Annotated in this window: 14 protein-coding genes; 8 read left to right on the forward strand and 6 right to left on the reverse strand. The window is 67.4% G+C overall.

What is annotated here, in order from left to right; all coding sequences use genetic code 11:
* The first annotated feature begins 9 nt into the window (after positions 1-9).
* Both ARC23_RS09745 and ARC23_RS09750 read left to right on the forward strand, forming a co-directional pair.
* Positions 10-726: a response regulator gene (locus ARC23_RS09745; RefSeq protein WP_203226352.1), complete on the forward strand. Its 717-nt coding sequence runs from the start codon at positions 10-12 to the stop codon at positions 724-726.
* Entirely contained in the window at positions 726-1,802 is a 1,077-nt protein-coding gene (locus ARC23_RS09750; protein ID WP_057497050.1) for an ATP-binding protein, read from the forward strand. Before ARC23_RS09745 ends, ARC23_RS09750 begins: the two co-directional genes overlap by 1 nt.
* On the opposite strand, the gene ARC23_RS09755 is transcribed toward ARC23_RS09750, so the two are convergent.
* From ARC23_RS09755 to ARC23_RS09765, 3 genes are all read right to left on the reverse strand, one after another.
* Positions 1,780-3,675, reverse strand: coding sequence for a DUF7844 domain-containing protein (locus ARC23_RS09755; RefSeq protein ID WP_080393062.1), 1,896 nt, complete (start codon positions 3,673-3,675; stop codon positions 1,780-1,782). The two genes, ARC23_RS09750 and ARC23_RS09755, sit on opposite strands and share 23 nt — an antisense overlap.
* Before the next feature lie 10 nt (positions 3,676-3,685).
* Positions 3,686-3,985: a DUF2388 domain-containing protein gene (locus tag ARC23_RS09760; RefSeq protein ID WP_057497051.1), complete on the reverse strand. Its 300-nt coding sequence runs from the start codon at positions 3,983-3,985 to the stop codon at positions 3,686-3,688.
* A 62-nt stretch (positions 3,986-4,047) separates the two neighbouring features.
* Positions 4,048-5,436, reverse strand: coding sequence for an FAD-binding oxidoreductase (locus tag ARC23_RS09765; protein WP_057497052.1), 1,389 nt, complete (start codon positions 5,434-5,436; stop codon positions 4,048-4,050).
* Positions 5,437-5,605: 169 nt separating this feature from the next.
* On the opposite strand from ARC23_RS09765, the gene serA reads away from it, so the two are divergent.
* Entirely contained in the window at positions 5,606-6,847 is a 1,242-nt protein-coding gene (serA, locus tag ARC23_RS09770) for a phosphoglycerate dehydrogenase (protein ID WP_057497053.1), read from the forward strand.
* A 94-nt stretch (positions 6,848-6,941) separates the two neighbouring features.
* On the opposite strand, the gene ARC23_RS09775 is transcribed toward serA, so the two are convergent.
* Positions 6,942-7,556 carry an NUDIX hydrolase gene (locus tag ARC23_RS09775; RefSeq protein ID WP_080393063.1) on the reverse strand — a complete coding sequence of 205 codons (615 nt, stop codon included), beginning with the start codon at positions 7,554-7,556 and terminating at the stop codon, positions 6,942-6,944.
* Positions 7,557-7,689: 133 nt separating this feature from the next.
* Between ARC23_RS09775 and ARC23_RS09780 the strand changes: the two genes are divergently transcribed.
* Positions 7,690-9,165, forward strand: a complete 1,476-nt coding sequence (locus tag ARC23_RS09780; protein WP_057497055.1) for an amino acid permease — start codon at positions 7,690-7,692, stop codon at positions 9,163-9,165.
* Positions 9,166-9,247: 82 nt separating this feature from the next.
* Positions 9,248-10,675, forward strand: coding sequence for an amino acid permease (locus ARC23_RS09785; protein ID WP_057497056.1), 1,428 nt, complete (start codon positions 9,248-9,250; stop codon positions 10,673-10,675).
* Positions 10,676-10,735: 60 nt separating this feature from the next.
* On the opposite strand, the gene ARC23_RS09790 is transcribed toward ARC23_RS09785, so the two are convergent.
* Entirely contained in the window at positions 10,736-11,110 is a 375-nt protein-coding gene (locus ARC23_RS09790; protein ID WP_057497057.1) for a hypothetical protein, read from the reverse strand.
* Between the two features lie 252 nt (positions 11,111-11,362).
* Here ARC23_RS09790 and ARC23_RS09795 point away from each other — a divergent pair, with 252 nt between their 5' ends.
* The 3 genes from ARC23_RS09795 to mtnC all read left to right on the forward strand — a co-directional run bounded on the left by ARC23_RS09795 (position 11,363) and on the right by mtnC (position 13,353).
* Positions 11,363-12,004, forward strand: a complete 642-nt coding sequence (locus ARC23_RS09795; protein ID WP_057497058.1) for a methylthioribulose 1-phosphate dehydratase — start codon at positions 11,363-11,365, stop codon at positions 12,002-12,004.
* Positions 12,005-12,096: 92 nt separating this feature from the next.
* A complete protein-coding gene (locus ARC23_RS09800) occupies positions 12,097-12,654 on the forward strand; it encodes a 1,2-dihydroxy-3-keto-5-methylthiopentene dioxygenase (RefSeq protein WP_057497059.1) in 558 nt (185 codons plus the stop codon).
* 3 nt (positions 12,655-12,657) lie between these two features.
* Positions 12,658-13,353, forward strand: a complete 696-nt coding sequence (gene mtnC / locus ARC23_RS09805) for an acireductone synthase (RefSeq protein ID WP_057497060.1) — start codon at positions 12,658-12,660, stop codon at positions 13,351-13,353.
* A gap of 81 nt (positions 13,354-13,434) precedes the next feature.
* Here mtnC and ARC23_RS09810 read toward each other — a convergent pair whose 3' ends face one another.
* Positions 13,435-16,053, reverse strand: coding sequence for a beta-mannosidase (locus ARC23_RS09810; RefSeq protein WP_057497061.1), 2,619 nt, complete (start codon positions 16,051-16,053; stop codon positions 13,435-13,437).
* Positions 16,054-16,080: the final 27 nt, after the last annotated feature.

Here is a 16,080-nt window from a genome sequence, read left to right on the forward strand (position 1 = left end):
CGTCCCTGCATGCACGCCTCCCCTGCCCTGGCCGCCCTCGTCCTGATCGTCGAGGATGAGGCCGAGATCGCCGACATCCTCACCGCCTATCTGGAACGCGAAGGGCTGCGCACGCTGCGCGCCGCCGATGGCCACACCGCACTGGACCTGCACCGCAGCGCCCGCCCGGACCTGGTGCTGCTGGACGTGCAGCTGCCGCGCCTGGACGGGTGGAGCGTACTGACCCAGCTGCGCCAGCGCGGCGAAACACCGGTGATCATGTTGACCGCACTGGACCAGGACCTGGACAAGCTGACCGCCTTGCGCATGGGTGCCGATGACTACGTCGTCAAGCCCTTCAACCCGGCCGAAGTGGCCGCGCGTGTACGCGCTGTCCTGCGCCGCACCCTGCGCGCCTCGCGCGTCGATGCGCCCACCGCACTGCGCGTGGGCCCGCTGCTGATCGACTGGGGCACCCATGCGGTGCACGTGGAAGGAGACGGCTACAGCCATGAAGTCCTGCTCACGCTCACCGAATTCAAGCTGCTGCATTGCATGGCCCTGGCGCCGACGCGCATCTTCAGCCGCAGCGAGCTGATGCACGAGTGCCTGCCCGAAAGCGAGGCGCTGGAGCGTACCGTCGACAGCCACGTCAGCAAGCTGCGCCGCAAGCTGGATGAGGTCGGCATGCTGAACGTGCCGGCCAGCGTGCGCGGCGTCGGCTACCGGTTGATGGCCGACCGCTGATGGCCGGACTGCGTCGCTCCGGGCTCAGCCGGCACATCATCGTGTCGATGTCGCTGATGGTGATCGGCGTCATCGTGATGATGATCCTGTCGTCGTGGCTGCTGTATGCGGTGCTGGTGGAATTCTTCCCCGGCAGCACCGATGAGCCGGAAGGATGGTTGCCGACCGGCCCTGAACTGGCCTGGATGGTGGGCGTGATCCTGACCGGCCTGGCGTTGGCCATCGCCGCTTCGTTCCGCCTGGCCCACCGCATCCTGTCACCGCTGAACTCGCTGGTGGACAGCGTGCGCGCACTTGCCGACGGCGATCTCGGCGCGCGCGCCAGTGCCGAGGAGAACTCACCGGGAGAAGTGGCCACCCTGGTCGAGGACTTCAACGCGATGGCGCGTCGTCTGCAGCAGATGGAAAGCGAGCGCGCGATGTGGCATGCCGCCATCGCCCATGAACTGCGCACGCCGGTAACCATCCTGCGCGGCCGCCTGCAGGGGTTGGCTGAAGGCGTGTTCCAGCCCGACGAATCGCAGTTCCGCAGCCTGCTGGCGCAGGTCGAGGGTTTGTCGCGGCTGATCGAGGACCTGCGCGTGCTCAGCCTGGCCGACAACGCACGGCTGGACGTACGCCGGGCACGCACCGACGTGGTGGCCGAAGTGCATTCGGTGATGACGCTGGTCGATCCGCAGTTCCGTACTGCCGGCTTCGTGCTGGAACTGGAAACCAGCCGCGAGGAACACAACGCGCACTGTGATCCCACGCGCCTGCGCCAGGCGCTGCTGGCGCTGCTGGAGAACGCGCGTCGCTATGCCAGCCCGGGCAAGGTGCGGATCTCGGTGCATGACACCCCGGGCCATGTGCAGGTGGCCATCGAAGACGAGGGGCCCGGCATCGACCCGGAGCTGCACTCGGATATCTTCAGCCCGTTCATGCGCGCCGACGGGTCCCGCTCGCGCCAGGGCGGCGGCAGCGGCCTCGGCCTGGCGGTGGTGAAGGCGATCGCCGATGCGCATGGCGGCCTGGCGTACTGCAGGCCGGGCAGTGCCGGCGGGAGCCGCTTCGTCATCGAACTGCCGCGCCAGTAGCCGGATGCGCGGCCTGTGCGCGCAGGCGTGCACCGAGCGCGGCCAGGTTGGCGTCGATCGCATCCATTTCCTCGCGTTGCCGCGCCGGCAACTGCTGGCGCAACTGCACACGCAACGCCTGCCATGCCGGTACAGCCTGTGCGCTGGCAGTGGCCACGGCCGTGGACAGCAGTGCCTGCTCGTCGGCCAGCGGCAGCCCGTAGCCGCCATCCTGCAGCAGCGTACCCGGGCGCAGCCATTGCCCGCCCTGCTCCAGCAGCGCGCGCAGGCTGCGGGTTTCTGCGCTGTCCGGCGCCGCCAGCAGCTGCCGCTTGAGCACGTCCCGCGCGCGCAGTTCGGCGCGCCGCTGCGCGGCCTGCTCCAGCAGCAGCAGGCCGGCACTGGCACGCAGGTCGCCCTGCGCCAGCCAGGGCGCGCGCTGCCGCGCGGGCAGCTTCAGCCAGCGGCGTACATCACGGGCGGGCAAGGCCAGCTGCGCCGCTGCCACTGCGAACAACTGCTGGTAGTGGTCGCGCGCCGAAGCAAAGTAATAGCCCTGCGCCTGCGCTGCGCTGCGGTCGGCCAGCACCTGCTCGTCAAGCACGCCCAGCCGTAGCAGTCGCCGTTTCAGGCCGCGCGGACTCAGCTGGGCCAACCCGGCCTCGCCCAGCCGTGGCACACCGGCCTGCAGCAGCTTCGCCGTTTCCACCGCGCAGTTGTTGCTGACGAAGTAATAGCGCCCGTCGTAGCTCCAGTGCACCTGGGCGGTGCGCTCCAGAAGGCTGGCGATCTCGTCGTGATGCAGCCGCAAAGGCAGCGACTGCAGCCCGCGCAGCTCAACCCTGGTGTATTCGTCTACCACCTGCTGCAGCGGCAGCACGAACAGGCGCGACGGGTAGCCCCCGGTGAGACCGCGCCAGTTGGATATCTGCACGTCGCCAACGAACGCGCGGAACGACAGCACGCGGTGGTACTCCAGGTCCAGGCGGCAGTCCGGCCCCGGTGCGCGGCCCGGCCGGCAGATCACCAGCCGCAGCATGCTGTGGCCCCAGCGGCTCATCGGCTGCGCGCTGCCTTCGGCGAACAGATAGTCCACGGCGTAGACGCGGGCGGGATCGAGCAGCAGCAGCGATGCCGCACCCTCCTGGGCGTCGGCCTGCAGCAGCGGCATCGTCGCCGTACAGTGCGGCCGCGGCAGCGAGGGCGGCGTTCCGAAATGGGCCTGGAACCACTGCGCCAGTGCGGGGCGCCTGCAGGTGAATTCGGCATCGAGCACGAAATGCTCGGCGTTCACCGCCAGATATTCGGCCGGACTTTTCAGCTCATAGCCATCCGGGCTGCGGTCACGGAAGTCGTTGTCACCGCGGCCCAGATGCCAGGGCTTGCGCTGCCAACCGGCCAGATCGCGCCAGCGCGCATTGCGCGACCAGTTCGCGCCGCTACGGTCTGCAACATGGGTCAGCTCATGCACCAGGGCGCTGCGCCGCGCGCGGCGCGCACCGGGCACGGCATCATCCAGCAGCTCGCGACGCAGATCGATGTGGCCGGCGAAAGCGCGGCCGTGCACGTCGGCCGGCAGGTCGTCGCGCCAGCGCACCTGCATCTGTGCCGGCAACGCGCGCAGCAGGCCCTCCGGCAGCAATGACTGCACATCGGTGAGCGTCTGCATCGCCACCTGCTGCTGTGCAGGGCTCAGCCCTGCCGGATCCAGGCGCAGGTCTGCACTGGCATGTGCGGCCGGAACGGCCAGCAGTAGAGCCAGGCCATGCCTGGCTGCGCTCCACCGCCCCGAGCTCCGTAGAGCCGAGCCCTGCTCGGCTGCGGTTGTGGCCAGCGGGCGGGGGTCCAGCCGAGCGTGGCTCGGCTCTGCAGAAAGCGATGACGCGGAGGTCATGCCGCCCGGATCAGCGCGCCAGCAGCGTGCGGGCCAGTTCCAGGTCGCTCTGCTGCTGCGCGGCGGCGCTCTGCTCACGCAGGTGGGCCAGTGCGGCCTGCAGGCGGACGCCGCGGATCTGGCCGTCGCTGGCGACGAAGGCAGCGGCATCGTCGCGTGCCGCCAGCACCACCTTGTCGTCACCCGAGCTGCTGCCCGAGGAACCGGAGGAGGCACCGGTGGCCGAACCGGCCGACGTACCGGCGAAGCTGGAAGCAAAGCCGGCCAGCGGCAGGGACAGCAGGGCAAGCAGCAGAAGCGGACGGGTCATCGGTTCGAAGCCGGTTGTGAGGATGCGTGGAGCGTAACGGGTGCGTGAAGGATTTGCCCGGCTCAGGCGTCGAACAGCTTGCCGGGATTCAGCCGCCCTTGGGGATCGAACGCACGTTTGACTGCCTTCATCAGGGCGATCTCGGCCGGGCCGCGGGTGCTGTCCAGGTAGCCCTTCTTGACCAGGCCAATGCCGTGCTCGGCCGAAATGCTGCCATCGAAGCGCGCCAGCACCTGGGCCAGCAGCTTGGTCACCTGCTCGCACTGCGCCACGAAATCGGCGTCGCTGGTGTCGTCGGGCTTGAGCACGTTGATGTGCAGGTTGCCGTCGCCGATATGGCCGAACCAGACCACATCGAAGTGCGGGTAGGCCTGCCCGATCAGTGCCTGGGTCTCGGCCAGGAACGCCGGCATCACCGAGATCCGCACCGAGACGTCATTCTTGTAGGGCTTGTAGCGCGCCAGCGATTCGGTGATGCCTTCGCGCAGGCGCCACAGCTGCGCGGCCTGGGCATCGCTGGCACTGATCACGCCGTCGCTGACCCAGCCGTTGCCCATGCAGTCTTCGAAGGCCGCCATCGCCGCCGCTTCCTGGGCGTCATCGCCAGCGGCGAACTCGGTGACCACGTAGTACGGATGCACGTCATCGAACGGCGCCTGCGCACCGTGCGCCAGCACATGTTCCAGCGCGCGGTCGGTGAAGAACTCGAAGGCCTCCAGCTGCAGGCGCGCGCGGAACGCGGCGAACACCTGCATCAGCACTTCGAAGCTGGGCACGGCCAGCAGCATCACGTTGCTGGCCGGCGGCGGATCGGTCAGCTTCACCGTCGCCTCGACGATCACCCCCAGCGTACCTTCCGAACCAATCAGCAGCTGGCGGAAGTCATAACCGCTGGAATTCTTGATCAGGCCCTTGTTGAGCTCCAGCAGCTCGCCGCTGGCGGTGACCACCTTCAGCCCGGCGATCCATTCACGGGTGTTGCCGTAGCGGATCACCCGGATGCCACCGGCATTGGTGGCGATATTGCCGCCGATCGTGCACGAGCCGCGCGCGGCGAAATCCACCGGGTAGATCAGGCCGTGGTCCAGCGCGGCGTTGTGCACGGCCTCCAGCGGCATGCCGGCCTGCACCACCAGCGTGCGATCGACCGCGTCGTAGGCCAGCGCCTTGTTCATCCGTTCCAGGCTCAGCACCAGCTCGCCGTTGGCGGCCACCGCGCCGCCGGACAGGCCGGTGCGGCCGCCGGACGGCACCACCGCCACGCCCTCGCCTGCGCTCCAGCGCATCACCGCCTGCACGTCCTCGACCGTGGCCGGCAGTGCGATCGCCAGCGGTGCCGGCGTCCAGCGCCGGGTCCAGTCGCGCCCGTAATGCTCCAGGTCGGCCGGGTCGGTCTTCAGCTTCAGGCCGGGACAGGCCTGCTGCAGCGAGGCAATGCGGGAATCGGTCATGACGGTCCAGCGCGGGGCGTGAAGAACGGGCAAGCGTGCCAGCGGCACGCGCCAGCGTCCAGCCCCGCAGCCGTGCAGATAGCTACGGATGCAACCAATTGCGCACTGCACCATGGGCGTTGCGATCTGGCATAGTGGTCAGCCCCTGTCCCACTGGCCGTGTTGCCCCATGTCGCCGAAGAAGACCTCGTTCCCCAAGCAGGATATCCGCGTGCTGTTGCTGGAGGGGGTCAGCCAGACCGCCGTGGAGGTGTTCAGCGCCGCCGGCTACAGCCAGATCGAGGCGCACACCAAGGCGCTGCCCGAGGACGAACTGAAAGCACGCATCGCCGAGGCGCACATCGTCGGCATCCGTTCGCGCACCCAGCTCAGCACCGAGGTACTGGCCGAGGCCAAGCGCCTGATCGCGGTGGGCTGCTTCTGCATCGGCACCAACCAGGTCGACCTGGACGCGGCCGAGCTGGCCGGCATCCCGGTGTTCAACGCGCCCTACTCCAACACCCGCAGCGTGGCCGAGCTGGTGATCGCCGAGGCGATCATGCTGACCCGTGGCATTCCGCAGAAGAACGCCGAATGCCATCGCGGCGGCTGGTCGAAGTCGGCCAGCGGCAGCCATGAAGTGCGCGGCAAGACGCTGGGCATCATCGGTTACGGCCACATCGGCACCCAGGTCGGCGTGCTCGCCGAATCGCTGGGCATGCAGGTCATCTTCCACGACGTGGAAACCAAGCTGGCGCTGGGCAATGCGCGTGCTGCGGCCAGCCTGGACGACCTGCTCGCACGGGCCGACATCGTCACCCTGCACGTGCCGGAGACCCCGTCCACGCAGTGGATGATCGGCAGCACCGAGCTGGCGAAGATGCGCAAGGGCGCGCACCTGATCAACGCCGCGCGTGGCACCGTGGTCGACATCGATGCGCTGGACGCGGCCCTGGCCAGCGGCCACGTAGGCGGCGCCGCGCTGGACGTGTTCCCGGTCGAGCCGAAGGGCAACGGCGATATCTTCGAATCGCCGCTGACCCGCCACGACAACGTGATCCTGACACCGCACGTGGGCGGCAGCACACTGGAGGCGCAGGACAACATCGGCGTGGAAGTGGCGGCCAAGCTGGTGCGCTACAGCGACAACGGCAGCACGCTGTCGGCGGTCAACTTCCCGGAAGTGACCCTGCCCGAACACGAAGACAGCCTGCGCCTGCTGCACATCCACCAGAACGTGCCGGGCGTGCTGTCCAGGGTCAACGAGATCTTCTCGCGCCACAACGTCAACATCGACGGCCAGTTCCTGCGCACCGACCCGAAGGTGGGCTACGTGGTGATCGACATCACCGCCAGCGAAGCGCAGGCCGCCGCCGTCCGCGACGAGCTGGCCGCGATTCCGGGCACGCTGCGCACGCGCATCCTGTATTGACGCGGATCCCGCCATGCACTTGTAGAGCCGAGCCCATGCTCGGCTGCGGTTCCGGCCCGCACTGAGCCGAGCATCGGCTCGGCTCTACAGGTTGCTACCGCGCCAACCACCGGCGCGCCATGCGCTGCATCGATTCATCCGATTCCGGGTCGGCCGCGACCTCGGTCACCGGCCGCCAGGCCAGGTCCAGCGATTCCTCGCTGAGTACGAAGGCCTCGCCACCGAGCGCGCGGATCACGAAACGCACGTCGTAGTGCCAGTGCCCCGGCACGTCCTTGCGCTCCGGAATCCAGTGCTTGTCCAGATCGAAGATGGCCGGGTCTTCCAGCACCAGGCCGCTCAGGCCGGACTCCTCCTCGGCCTCCTTCAGCGCCACCCGGGCCAGGTCGCGGTCACCGTCGGCGTGGCCGCCCAACTGCAGCCAGCGCTGCAGCTTGCGGTGGTGGGTCAGCAGCAGGCGCTGGCCATCGGCGCTGACCAGCCAGCAGCTGGCGGTGAAGTGCCCGGCCAGGCGTTCACGACGGAACGGATCCTCCGGATCGTCCAGCAATGTGCCGAATTCGGCAGCCAGTGCGTCGTGGGCAGGCTCGCGGCGGGCGTAGTCCCGCAGCAGGCCGCGCAGGCGATCGTCAAGCACGGCAAGGGTTTCGGCGGTCTGGCGCATGAATGGGGGCGGTCTGGAAAAATACTGCTCATTATCGCCGTTCATTGTTGCGATTGCGCTTGTGCGTTGGCTTCAGCTTTGGCTAAGGTACAGCGGGCCGTTCGCGCGGCCTTCACCATTCCAGGGTTGCCGGCAACGTATCGGTGGCCCACCCCATCCGATCACTAGGAAGTACTGCATGCTGAAAGCTCTGTTGAGGGTCAAGCCGGTCCAGCCGGCCGGGCACGTCGATGCCGGCGAACCCATCGAAGGCAGCCTGGACGGCGAAGCCACGTTGAAACGGACCCTCACGGCTAAACACCTCATCCTGCTTGGCGTGGGTGCGGTGATCGGCGCTGGTATCTTCGTGCTGACCGGCCAGGCCGCGGCCAACCATGCCGGCCCGGCGGTGATGCTTTCGTTCGTGCTGGCCGGTTTCGCCTGTGCCCTGGCGGGCCTGTGCTACGCCGAGTTCGCGGCGATGATGCCGGTCTCCGGCAGTGCCTACTCCTATTCCTATGCCACCCTCGGCGAAGGCATGGCCTGGTTCATCGGCTGGTGCCTGGTGCTGGAGTACCTGTTCGCCTCGGCGTCGGTCGCGGTGGGCTGGTCGGCCTACCTGATCAGCTTCATCACCACCACGCTGCACATGCCGTTCCCGGACCTGCTCAGCGCCGCGCCCATTGCCTGGACCGGCAGCGAGTTCGTCTCCTCCGGCAAGCTGTTCAACCTGCCGGCGGTGCTGATCGTGGCGGCGGTGTCCGGCCTGCTGTACGTGGGCGTGACCCAGTCGGCCTTCGTCAACGCCATCATCGTGGCGATCAAGGTCACCGTCATCTGCCTGTTCATCGGCATCGGCGCGGCCCACATCGACCCGGCCAACTGGCAGCCGTTCATCCCGGAAAACACCGGCGTGCCGGGTGAGTTCGGCTGGAGTGGCATCTTCCGCGCGGCCACGATCGTGTTCTTCGCCTACATCGGTTTCGACGCGGTCTCCACCGCCGCCGGCGAAACCAAGGACCCACAGCGCAACATGCCGATCGGCCTGCTCGGCTCGCTGGCGGTGTGCACCATCGTCTACATCATCGTCTGCGCGGTACTGACCGGCATGATGCCGTACCACCTGCTGGGCACCGACAAGCCGGTGGCCACCGCGCTGGAGCCCTACCCGACCCTGTCGTGGCTGAAGACCCTGGTCGAGATCGGCGCCATCGCCGGCCTGTCCTCGGTGGTGCTGGTGATGATGATGGGCCAGACCCGCATCGCCTACACCATCTCCCGCGACGGCCTGCTGCCGAAATTCTTCGGCAAGGTCCACGCCCGCTTCCGCACCCCGTACGTCGCCACCATCGTGGTCGGCGTGATCGCCGCCGCACTGGCCGGCCTGGTGCCGCTGAACGTGCTGGGCGAACTGGTCTCGATGGGTACCCTGCTGGCCTTCGCCACGGTCTGCATCGGTGTGCTGGTGCTGCGCTATACCAAGCCGGAAATCCATCGCCCGTTCCGCGTACCGGCGGTGTGGATCATCTGCCCGCTCGGTGCGGCCACCTGCCTGTTCCTGTTCTGGCAGGCGTTCGTGGTGCACTGGCACCTGTTCGTTGGCTGGACGCTGCTCGGCCTGCTGATCTACCTGGGCTACGGCATCCGCAACAGCAAGCTGGCCAAGTCGCCCTGATCCGCCTACGGGCCGGCTTCGCGCCGGCCCCTCCGTTTTCCCCGCGCGCCGGTCATGGCGCGCTTCGACAAGACCACCACACATGTTCAAGCAACTGTGGGCCACCAAGCACCCGCATGCCGCCCATGAAGACGCCAACGGCCTGAGCCTGCGCCGCCACCTCGGCCCCTGGGGCCTGACCGCCCTGGGCATCGGCGCGGTGATCGGCGGCGGCATCTTCGTCATCACCGGCCAGGCTGCCGCCAACCACGCCGGCCCGGCCATCATGCTGTCGTTCGTGCTGGCCGCCATCTGCTGCGCCTTCTGCGCACTGGCCTACGCCGAGTTCGCCTCGATGGTGCCGGTCTCCGGCAGCGCCTACACCTATACCTACGCCACCTTCGGCGAGCTCTCGGCCTGGTTCATTGGCTGGATGCTGGTGCTCGAGTACGGCGTGTCCGCCTCGGCGGTCGCGGTCAGCTGGACCGGCTATTTCCTCAGCCTGCTCAGCCAGTTCGACATCCATCTACCCGCAGCCCTGGTCAGTGCTCCGCTCGACGCGCAGCTGCGCCCCACCGGCGCGATCGCCAACCTGCCCGCCGCCGCGCTGGTACTGCTGCTGACCTGGCTGTGCTACGTCGGCATCAGCAAGTCCTCGGCGATGAACATGGCGATGGTCGTGCTCAAGACCGGCCTGATCGTGCTGGTCATCGTGGTCGGCTGGAAGTACGTGGACACCAGCAACTGGACCCCGTTCATTCCAGCCAATGAAGGCCCGGGCAAGTACGGCATGGAAGGCGTGCTGCGTGGCGCGGCGATGGTGTTCTTCGCCTATATCGGCTTCGAGGCGGTATCGGTGGCGGCGCAGGAATCGAAGAACCCGCAGCGTGACATGCCGATCGGCATGATGCTGTCGCTGGTGATCTGCACCGTGCTGTATATCGCAATGGCCGCAGTGATGACCGGCCTGGTGCCGTTCCCGCTGCTGGGCACCGACGAGCCGGTGGTGACCGCGGTGGCGGCGCACCCGCAGCTGGGCTGGCTGCGCTGGGTGGTCGAGGTCGGCGCGCTGGTCGGCCTGTCCTCGGTGGTGCTGGTGATGATCATCGGCCAGCCGCGCATCTTCATGATCATGGGCCGCGACGGCCTGCTGCCGCCGGTGTTCACCAGGATCCACCCGAAGTACCGCACGCCGCACATCAACACCGTGATCACCGGCATCGGCATCGCGCTGCTGGCGGCGCTGTTCCCGCTGGACATCCTCGGCGAGCTGACCTCGATGGGCACGCTGATCGCCTTCGCCGCAGTCTGCGCCGGCGTGCTGATCCTGCGCCGCACCCAGCCGGACCTGCCGCGACCGTTCCGCATGCCCATGGCGTGGCTGATCTGCAGTCTGGGGGTGCTCAGCTGCCTGGCGCTGCTGTCGGCGATGACGATGCACAACTGGATGCTGATGGGCGTATGGACCTTCGTCGGCTTCGTGATCTATTTCTGCTACGGCTTCAGGCACAGCCGCCTGCGGGGTAAGTAAGAACGGCAGGGCCACGCCGGCCCTGCCCTCCGCCGTCCTTGGGCGGGGTACCCGCCTCGCCTAGCGGCGATTGAACCAGATGAGCTGCTGCTGCCAGCCGGCACCGGCCATGCAGGCATTGAACTCGCTGCTGCGGTCGGACGCATTGACGTCCACGATATAGCTCTCCTCTTTCGGCATCGGCACCATGTTGTACTTGCCGTCGATCGTGCAGACTTCATCAAGCCTGCAGGGCACCTTGCGGTCTTCGTAGACGGTGCGCGTGGCCACTTCATTCCTCACCGGCCAGTGATCGTCGGCCCGCGCCTTGCAACTCGAATGGGCGGGGCCGAATGACCGTGCACCCGGATCCATCTTGACCCATTCCATCGTGCAGCCACTGCAGGCCAGCACGACACCGATCACCCCCATCACTCCCATCGCGCGCGCGATCATCGAAATACTCCTGTCCTTGGCGCTCGCCGGAATCTCTGCGGCCACTCGATGGTGTTTCGAAGCGTGAAGGCTGTCCACGACCGGAATCGCTTTCAGCGTGCTGGCGGCATCCCCCATTCAGCCAGCGCTGTGCCTGGCTCGATCCAAATCCTGCAACCCCTGTGACAACGCACTGCCGCGCCTTGCACGCTCAGCGGGTCCGCCGCTGCTGGGCAGGTCCAGCGACGAGCCGAATCCAGTAAAATCGCCGGTATGAACGCCCCCACCTTCCCGTACGACACCGCGCGCCTGAGCGAACTGGCCCAGCTGCTGATCGACAACGTCCGCGAACTGGCCCACGCCGGCTGGACTCCGGCCACCAGCAGCAACTTCTCCCACCGCCTGGACGACCGCCACGCGGCGATCACCGTCTCGGGCAAGGACAAGGGCCGCCTGATCGAGGACGACATCATGGTGGTGGACTTCGACGGCCAGGCCGTCGGCCGCCCGCTGCGCCCGTCCGCCGAAACCCTGCTGCACACCCAACTGTACCGCCGCTTCCCCGAAGTGGGCTGCGTGCTGCACACCCATTCGCCGGTGCAGACCATCGCCTCGCGCCTGTATGCGCCGCAGGGCCATATCCGCCTGGAAGGCTACGAGCTGCTGAAGGCCTTCGCCGGCAACAGCACCCACGAGATGGCCATCGATGTGCCGGTGTTCGCCAACACCCAGGACATGAACGTGCTTTCCAAGCAGGTCGATGATCTGCTCGACCGCCAGAACCTGTGGGGCTACCTGATCGACGGCCATGGCCTGTACGCCTGGGGCCGTGACATGGCCGAAGCACGCCGCCACCTGGAAGCGTTCGAGTTCCTGTTCCACTGCGAACTGGAACTGCGCAGGCTGCGCGGCTGAACCCGCGCGCATGCGCAGATGCCGATCCGGAATCTGCGCCTCGCCCCCACCCTGCTACCCTGTCTTCCCCCCGAGACGTTCAAGCTGCCGCCATGAGCCGACTGCGCATCTACGACGACACCCGCCCCGAATCGCCGCTGCTGGACACCCAGGACGGCGCGGTCATCGCTGCCGAACTGCAGAAGATCGGCGTCACCTTCGAACGCTGGCAGGCCACCGCACCGGTCGCGCCCGGCGCCAGCCAGGAGGAAGTGTTCGCCGCCTACCGCGCCGACATCGATCGCCTGGTGGCCGAACGCGGCTTCAAGAGCGTGGACGTGGCCTCGATCGCCCCGGACAACCCGAACCGCGCCGAGCTGCGCAAGAAGTTCCTCGACGAACACTTCCACAAGGAAGACGAGGTGCGCTTCTTCGTTGCCGGCTCCGGCCTGTTCACCCTGCACGTGGAAGACAAGGTGTACGAGATCGAGTGCGTGAAGGACGACCTGATCGCCGTGCCCGATGGCACCACCCACTGGTTCGACATGGGCGATGAGCCCAGTTTCGTGGCGATCCGCTTCTTCACCGAGCCGGATGGCTGGGTCGGCCACTTCACCGGCACCGACATCGCGCAGAAGTTCCCCCGTTACGTCCCTACCCAGGCATCCTGATCCATGCAGCCCCGCGTCATCCTGACCGATATCGAAGGCACTACCAGCAGCATCTCGTTCGTCAAGAACGTGCTGTTTCCCTATGCGCGCCAGGCGCTGCCCGGCTTCGTCGCCGAACACGGCCAAGACCCGGACGTGCGCCGCTGGCTGGACGCGGTGGCCACCGAGATCGGTGGCGCCTGCCAGGACAGCCTGGTCGTGGAAACACTGCAGGGCTGGATCGACCAGGACCGCAAGCACACCGCGCTGAAAGCCCTGCAGGGCCGCATCTGGGACGCCGGCTACCGCCGCGGCGACTACACCGCGCACTTCTACCCGGAAGTGGCGGCGGTGCTGAAAGGCTGGCACGCCTCGGGCCTGCCGTTGTACGTGTATTCGTCCGGCTCGGTGCCGGCGCAGAAGCTGTTCTTCGGCTTCAGCGATGCCGGTGACCTCAGCCCGCTGGTGTCGGGCTGGTTCGATACCGAAGTCGGTGGCAAGCGCGAGGCGGACAGCTATCGCCGTATCGTGCAGGACATCGGCGTGCCGGCCGGCGAGATCCTGTTCCTGTCCGATGTGGTGGAAGAACTGGACGCTGCCCGCGAAGCCGGCCTGCAGACCCGGCTGATCGACCGCCTGGACGATTACCCGCTGCCGCGCATCGGCCAGGCCGCCAACGGCCATGAGCGGGTCGAGAATTTCCAGCAGATCCAGCTGTAAGCAAAATGGTAGAGGCCAACCTCGGTTGGCATGCTCCTGGTGTGCCAACCAAGGTTGGCACCCACCAAAGCGGGATACCCCTCAACGATCGTTGAGGGTCTTCACCTTCAGCGCTTCGCGCAACGTTGCCAGGTCGACCGGGCCGCGCACCGCGATGTCGCGGGTCTCGCCCGGCATCAGGTCCAGCAGGTTGTCTTCGACCTGCACATCCAGCGCGCCGAAATCGATCCACGTCGCGCGCACGTACGCCGCGCTTTCCAGCCGCAGCCGGTAGTGGTCACCATCGAGGGCCAACGTGGCCTTGAGCTTCTGCCGCGGCAGCACCTGGTCCTTGGCCTCGACGAAACCGACCACCTGGCGCGCACTGACCTTGCCATCCTGCAGCAGCTCGAACACGGCCACGGTGCGCTTCGGATCGGCGCCGACCAGCAGTTCGGCATCGCGGAAATCACCAATGGTGGTGACACCCGCCGCCGTCAACGTCACCGCGTCCTCGCGACGACGCAGCACCTTGCCGCCGACGTCCATCACCCGCAGCCGCCAGCGTGCATCCAGTGCAGCACCGTCATTGAGCAGGCGCACCCGCGTACTGCCTTCGTCACGCAATGCCGCCAGCGTGACCGGCGCGAAGAAGCGCCGCGCGGCAAAGTGCAGCGCCTTCCAGCGACCGAAGTAGTCGACGCTGGACCATGAGGCGCCTGGCCAGACATCGTTGAGCTGCCAGTACAGCGAGCCCATCGTGTAGGGCCGGGAGGCGCGATGATGCAGCGCCGCCAGTGCGATGCCATCGGCCTGCATTACCTGGCTGAGGTAGACGAAGTCCTCGAAGTCCTTCGGCGTTCCGTAACCCAGTTCGATGTAATGCAGCAGGCGGCTGTTGCCCTCGCCGGCCATGAACTTCTGGTGCGCGCGGATCACCGGGCTGTCGATGCGCTGCTCGGCACGGGTGGCAATCTGGTCCACCGTCGCCACCGATGGCCACGCCTGCAACCCGTACTCGGACATGAAACGCGGGGTCTCGTGCAGATAGGCCTGCACCGGCAACGCCGGATTGCCCCACACCTGCCAGTAGTGCTTGTCGCCACGGGTCGAGTCGTTGGCCTTCTCGTCCAGATCGTTGCCGGGCGAGCTGGACCAGTACGGTACGCCCAGCCCTTCCTCGCCGACCACTTGGCGCAGGTCGTTGCCGAACAGATCGACGTAACCCTGCCAGACCTTGGCCGCGAACGCCGGATCGGCCGCCTTCAGGTCGCGACCGTGCCCCCAGTCCTTCCAGGCGGTCTCTTCTTCGTTGTTGCCACACCACAGCACGATGCTGGGGTGATGGCGCAGCCGGCGTACGTTGTCGCGCGCCTCGGCGACAACGCTGGCGCGGAACGCCGGATCGTAGCCGGGCTGCATGCCGCCGCCGAACATGAAGTCCTGCCAGACCAGCAATCCGAGTTCATCGGCGATATCAAAGAAGGCATCTTCTTCGTAGTAGCCACCGCCCCAGTTGCGCAGCATGTTCATGTTGGCGTCGCGCGCGGCGGTCAGCACCTGGCGCAGCCGCGCGGCGTCCACGCGTGCGGGGAAGGCATCGAACGGGATCACGTTGGCGCCCTTGGCAAAGATCGGCACGCCGTTGATGACGAAGGCGAAACCCTGCCCGCCCTTGGCGTCTTCCTCGCGGCGCAGTTCGACCGTGCGCAGGCCGATGCGCTGTTCGCGCACCAGCCCTGCATCGGCGCCATCGCCGAGCCGCGCCTGCACGGTGTAGCGGTCCTGCGCGCCATGGCCGACCGGCCACCAGCGCTGCGGCTTGGCCAGTTCGACCGGCACTTCGACAGCGTTCTGGCCGGGCTTCAGCAGCACCGTGCGCTGCACCTGGGCCACGCTGCGGCCCTGCGGATCGCGCACGTCCACGGCGACCACCGCCGAGCCGGCCGCCGCGCCCTGCTCCACCTGCAGCAGCACCGCCAGCTTCGCCTCCTGCGCGCTCAGTGCATCGATGCGCACGGCAAGATCGGTCAGGCGGTGAGCATCCCAGGCCTGCAGGTCGACCCCGCGCCAGACGCCGGCGGTGACATAGCGCGGCCCCCAGTCCCAGCCGAAGTGGTAGGCCGGCTTGCGCGCGAAGTTGCCGACCATCGCGTCTTTCGGCTCATCCCCATAGGGCGAAGGATAGTTGCCGGCGATCTTGTGCGGCATCGCCTGCACGCCCGGCAGCAGCGTGCGGATCGGTGAGCGGAACACGATCCGCAGTTCATTGCCGTTCGCCCGCAGGCGCCCGTCCACGCGGGCACGCCATGTCCGGTGTGCATTATCCGCGCGCAGCAGCGGCTTGCCGTTGAGCATGACTTCGGCATAGGTATCCAGCCCATCGAAGCGCAGTTCGGCATTGGGTTTTGCCAGGGTCGCAGCATCCACGTCGAAGCGCGCGCGGTACTCCCAGGCAGCCAGGCCGATCCACTGCAGTTCGGCCTCGGGCGCACCGACATACGGATCACGGATCAATTCGTGAGCCAGCAGGTCGGTGTGCACGCTGCCCGGTACCGTCGCCGCACGCCATTGCTGCAGGCCCGGGTGGGCTGCGCCCTGCGCGTCGCCGGGCAGCATGCGGAACTCCCACTTCGCCTGCAGAGGCGCTGCCGCTACCGGGAAGGCGGAAGCTGCCATCAGCAGCAGGAGCAGACGGACAACGAGGGAAATGCGATGCACGTGATGCTCCTGTTCTTCCGCCGGGCG

The sequence above is a fragment of the Stenotrophomonas beteli genome (genome assembly GCF_001431665.1).
Classification (GTDB): Bacteria; Pseudomonadota; Gammaproteobacteria; order Xanthomonadales; family Xanthomonadaceae; genus Stenotrophomonas; species Stenotrophomonas beteli.

Coding starts and splice junctions, on each gene's coding strand:
- ARC23_RS09745 (WP_203226352.1), top strand. CDS start 10: ATGCACGCCTCCCCTGCCCTGGCCGCCCTCGTCCTGATCGTCGAGGAT.
- ARC23_RS09750 (WP_057497050.1), top strand. CDS start 726: ATGGCCGGACTGCGTCGCTCCGGGCTCAGCCGGCACATCATCGTGTCG.
- ARC23_RS09755 (WP_080393062.1), bottom strand. CDS start 3,675: ATGACCTCCGCGTCATCGCTTTCTGCAGAGCCGAGCCACGCTCGGCTG.
- ARC23_RS09760 (WP_057497051.1), bottom strand. CDS start 3,985: ATGACCCGTCCGCTTCTGCTGCTTGCCCTGCTGTCCCTGCCGCTGGCC.
- ARC23_RS09765 (WP_057497052.1), bottom strand. CDS start 5,436: ATGACCGATTCCCGCATTGCCTCGCTGCAGCAGGCCTGTCCCGGCCTG.
- serA (WP_057497053.1), top strand. CDS start 5,606: ATGTCGCCGAAGAAGACCTCGTTCCCCAAGCAGGATATCCGCGTGCTG.
- ARC23_RS09775 (WP_080393063.1), bottom strand. CDS start 7,556: ATGAACGGCGATAATGAGCAGTATTTTTCCAGACCGCCCCCATTCATG.
- ARC23_RS09780 (WP_057497055.1), top strand. CDS start 7,690: ATGCTGAAAGCTCTGTTGAGGGTCAAGCCGGTCCAGCCGGCCGGGCAC.
- ARC23_RS09785 (WP_057497056.1), top strand. CDS start 9,248: ATGTTCAAGCAACTGTGGGCCACCAAGCACCCGCATGCCGCCCATGAA.
- ARC23_RS09790 (WP_057497057.1), bottom strand. CDS start 11,110: ATGATCGCGCGCGCGATGGGAGTGATGGGGGTGATCGGTGTCGTGCTG.
- ARC23_RS09795 (WP_057497058.1), top strand. CDS start 11,363: ATGAACGCCCCCACCTTCCCGTACGACACCGCGCGCCTGAGCGAACTG.
- ARC23_RS09800 (WP_057497059.1), top strand. CDS start 12,097: ATGAGCCGACTGCGCATCTACGACGACACCCGCCCCGAATCGCCGCTG.
- mtnC (WP_057497060.1), top strand. CDS start 12,658: ATGCAGCCCCGCGTCATCCTGACCGATATCGAAGGCACTACCAGCAGC.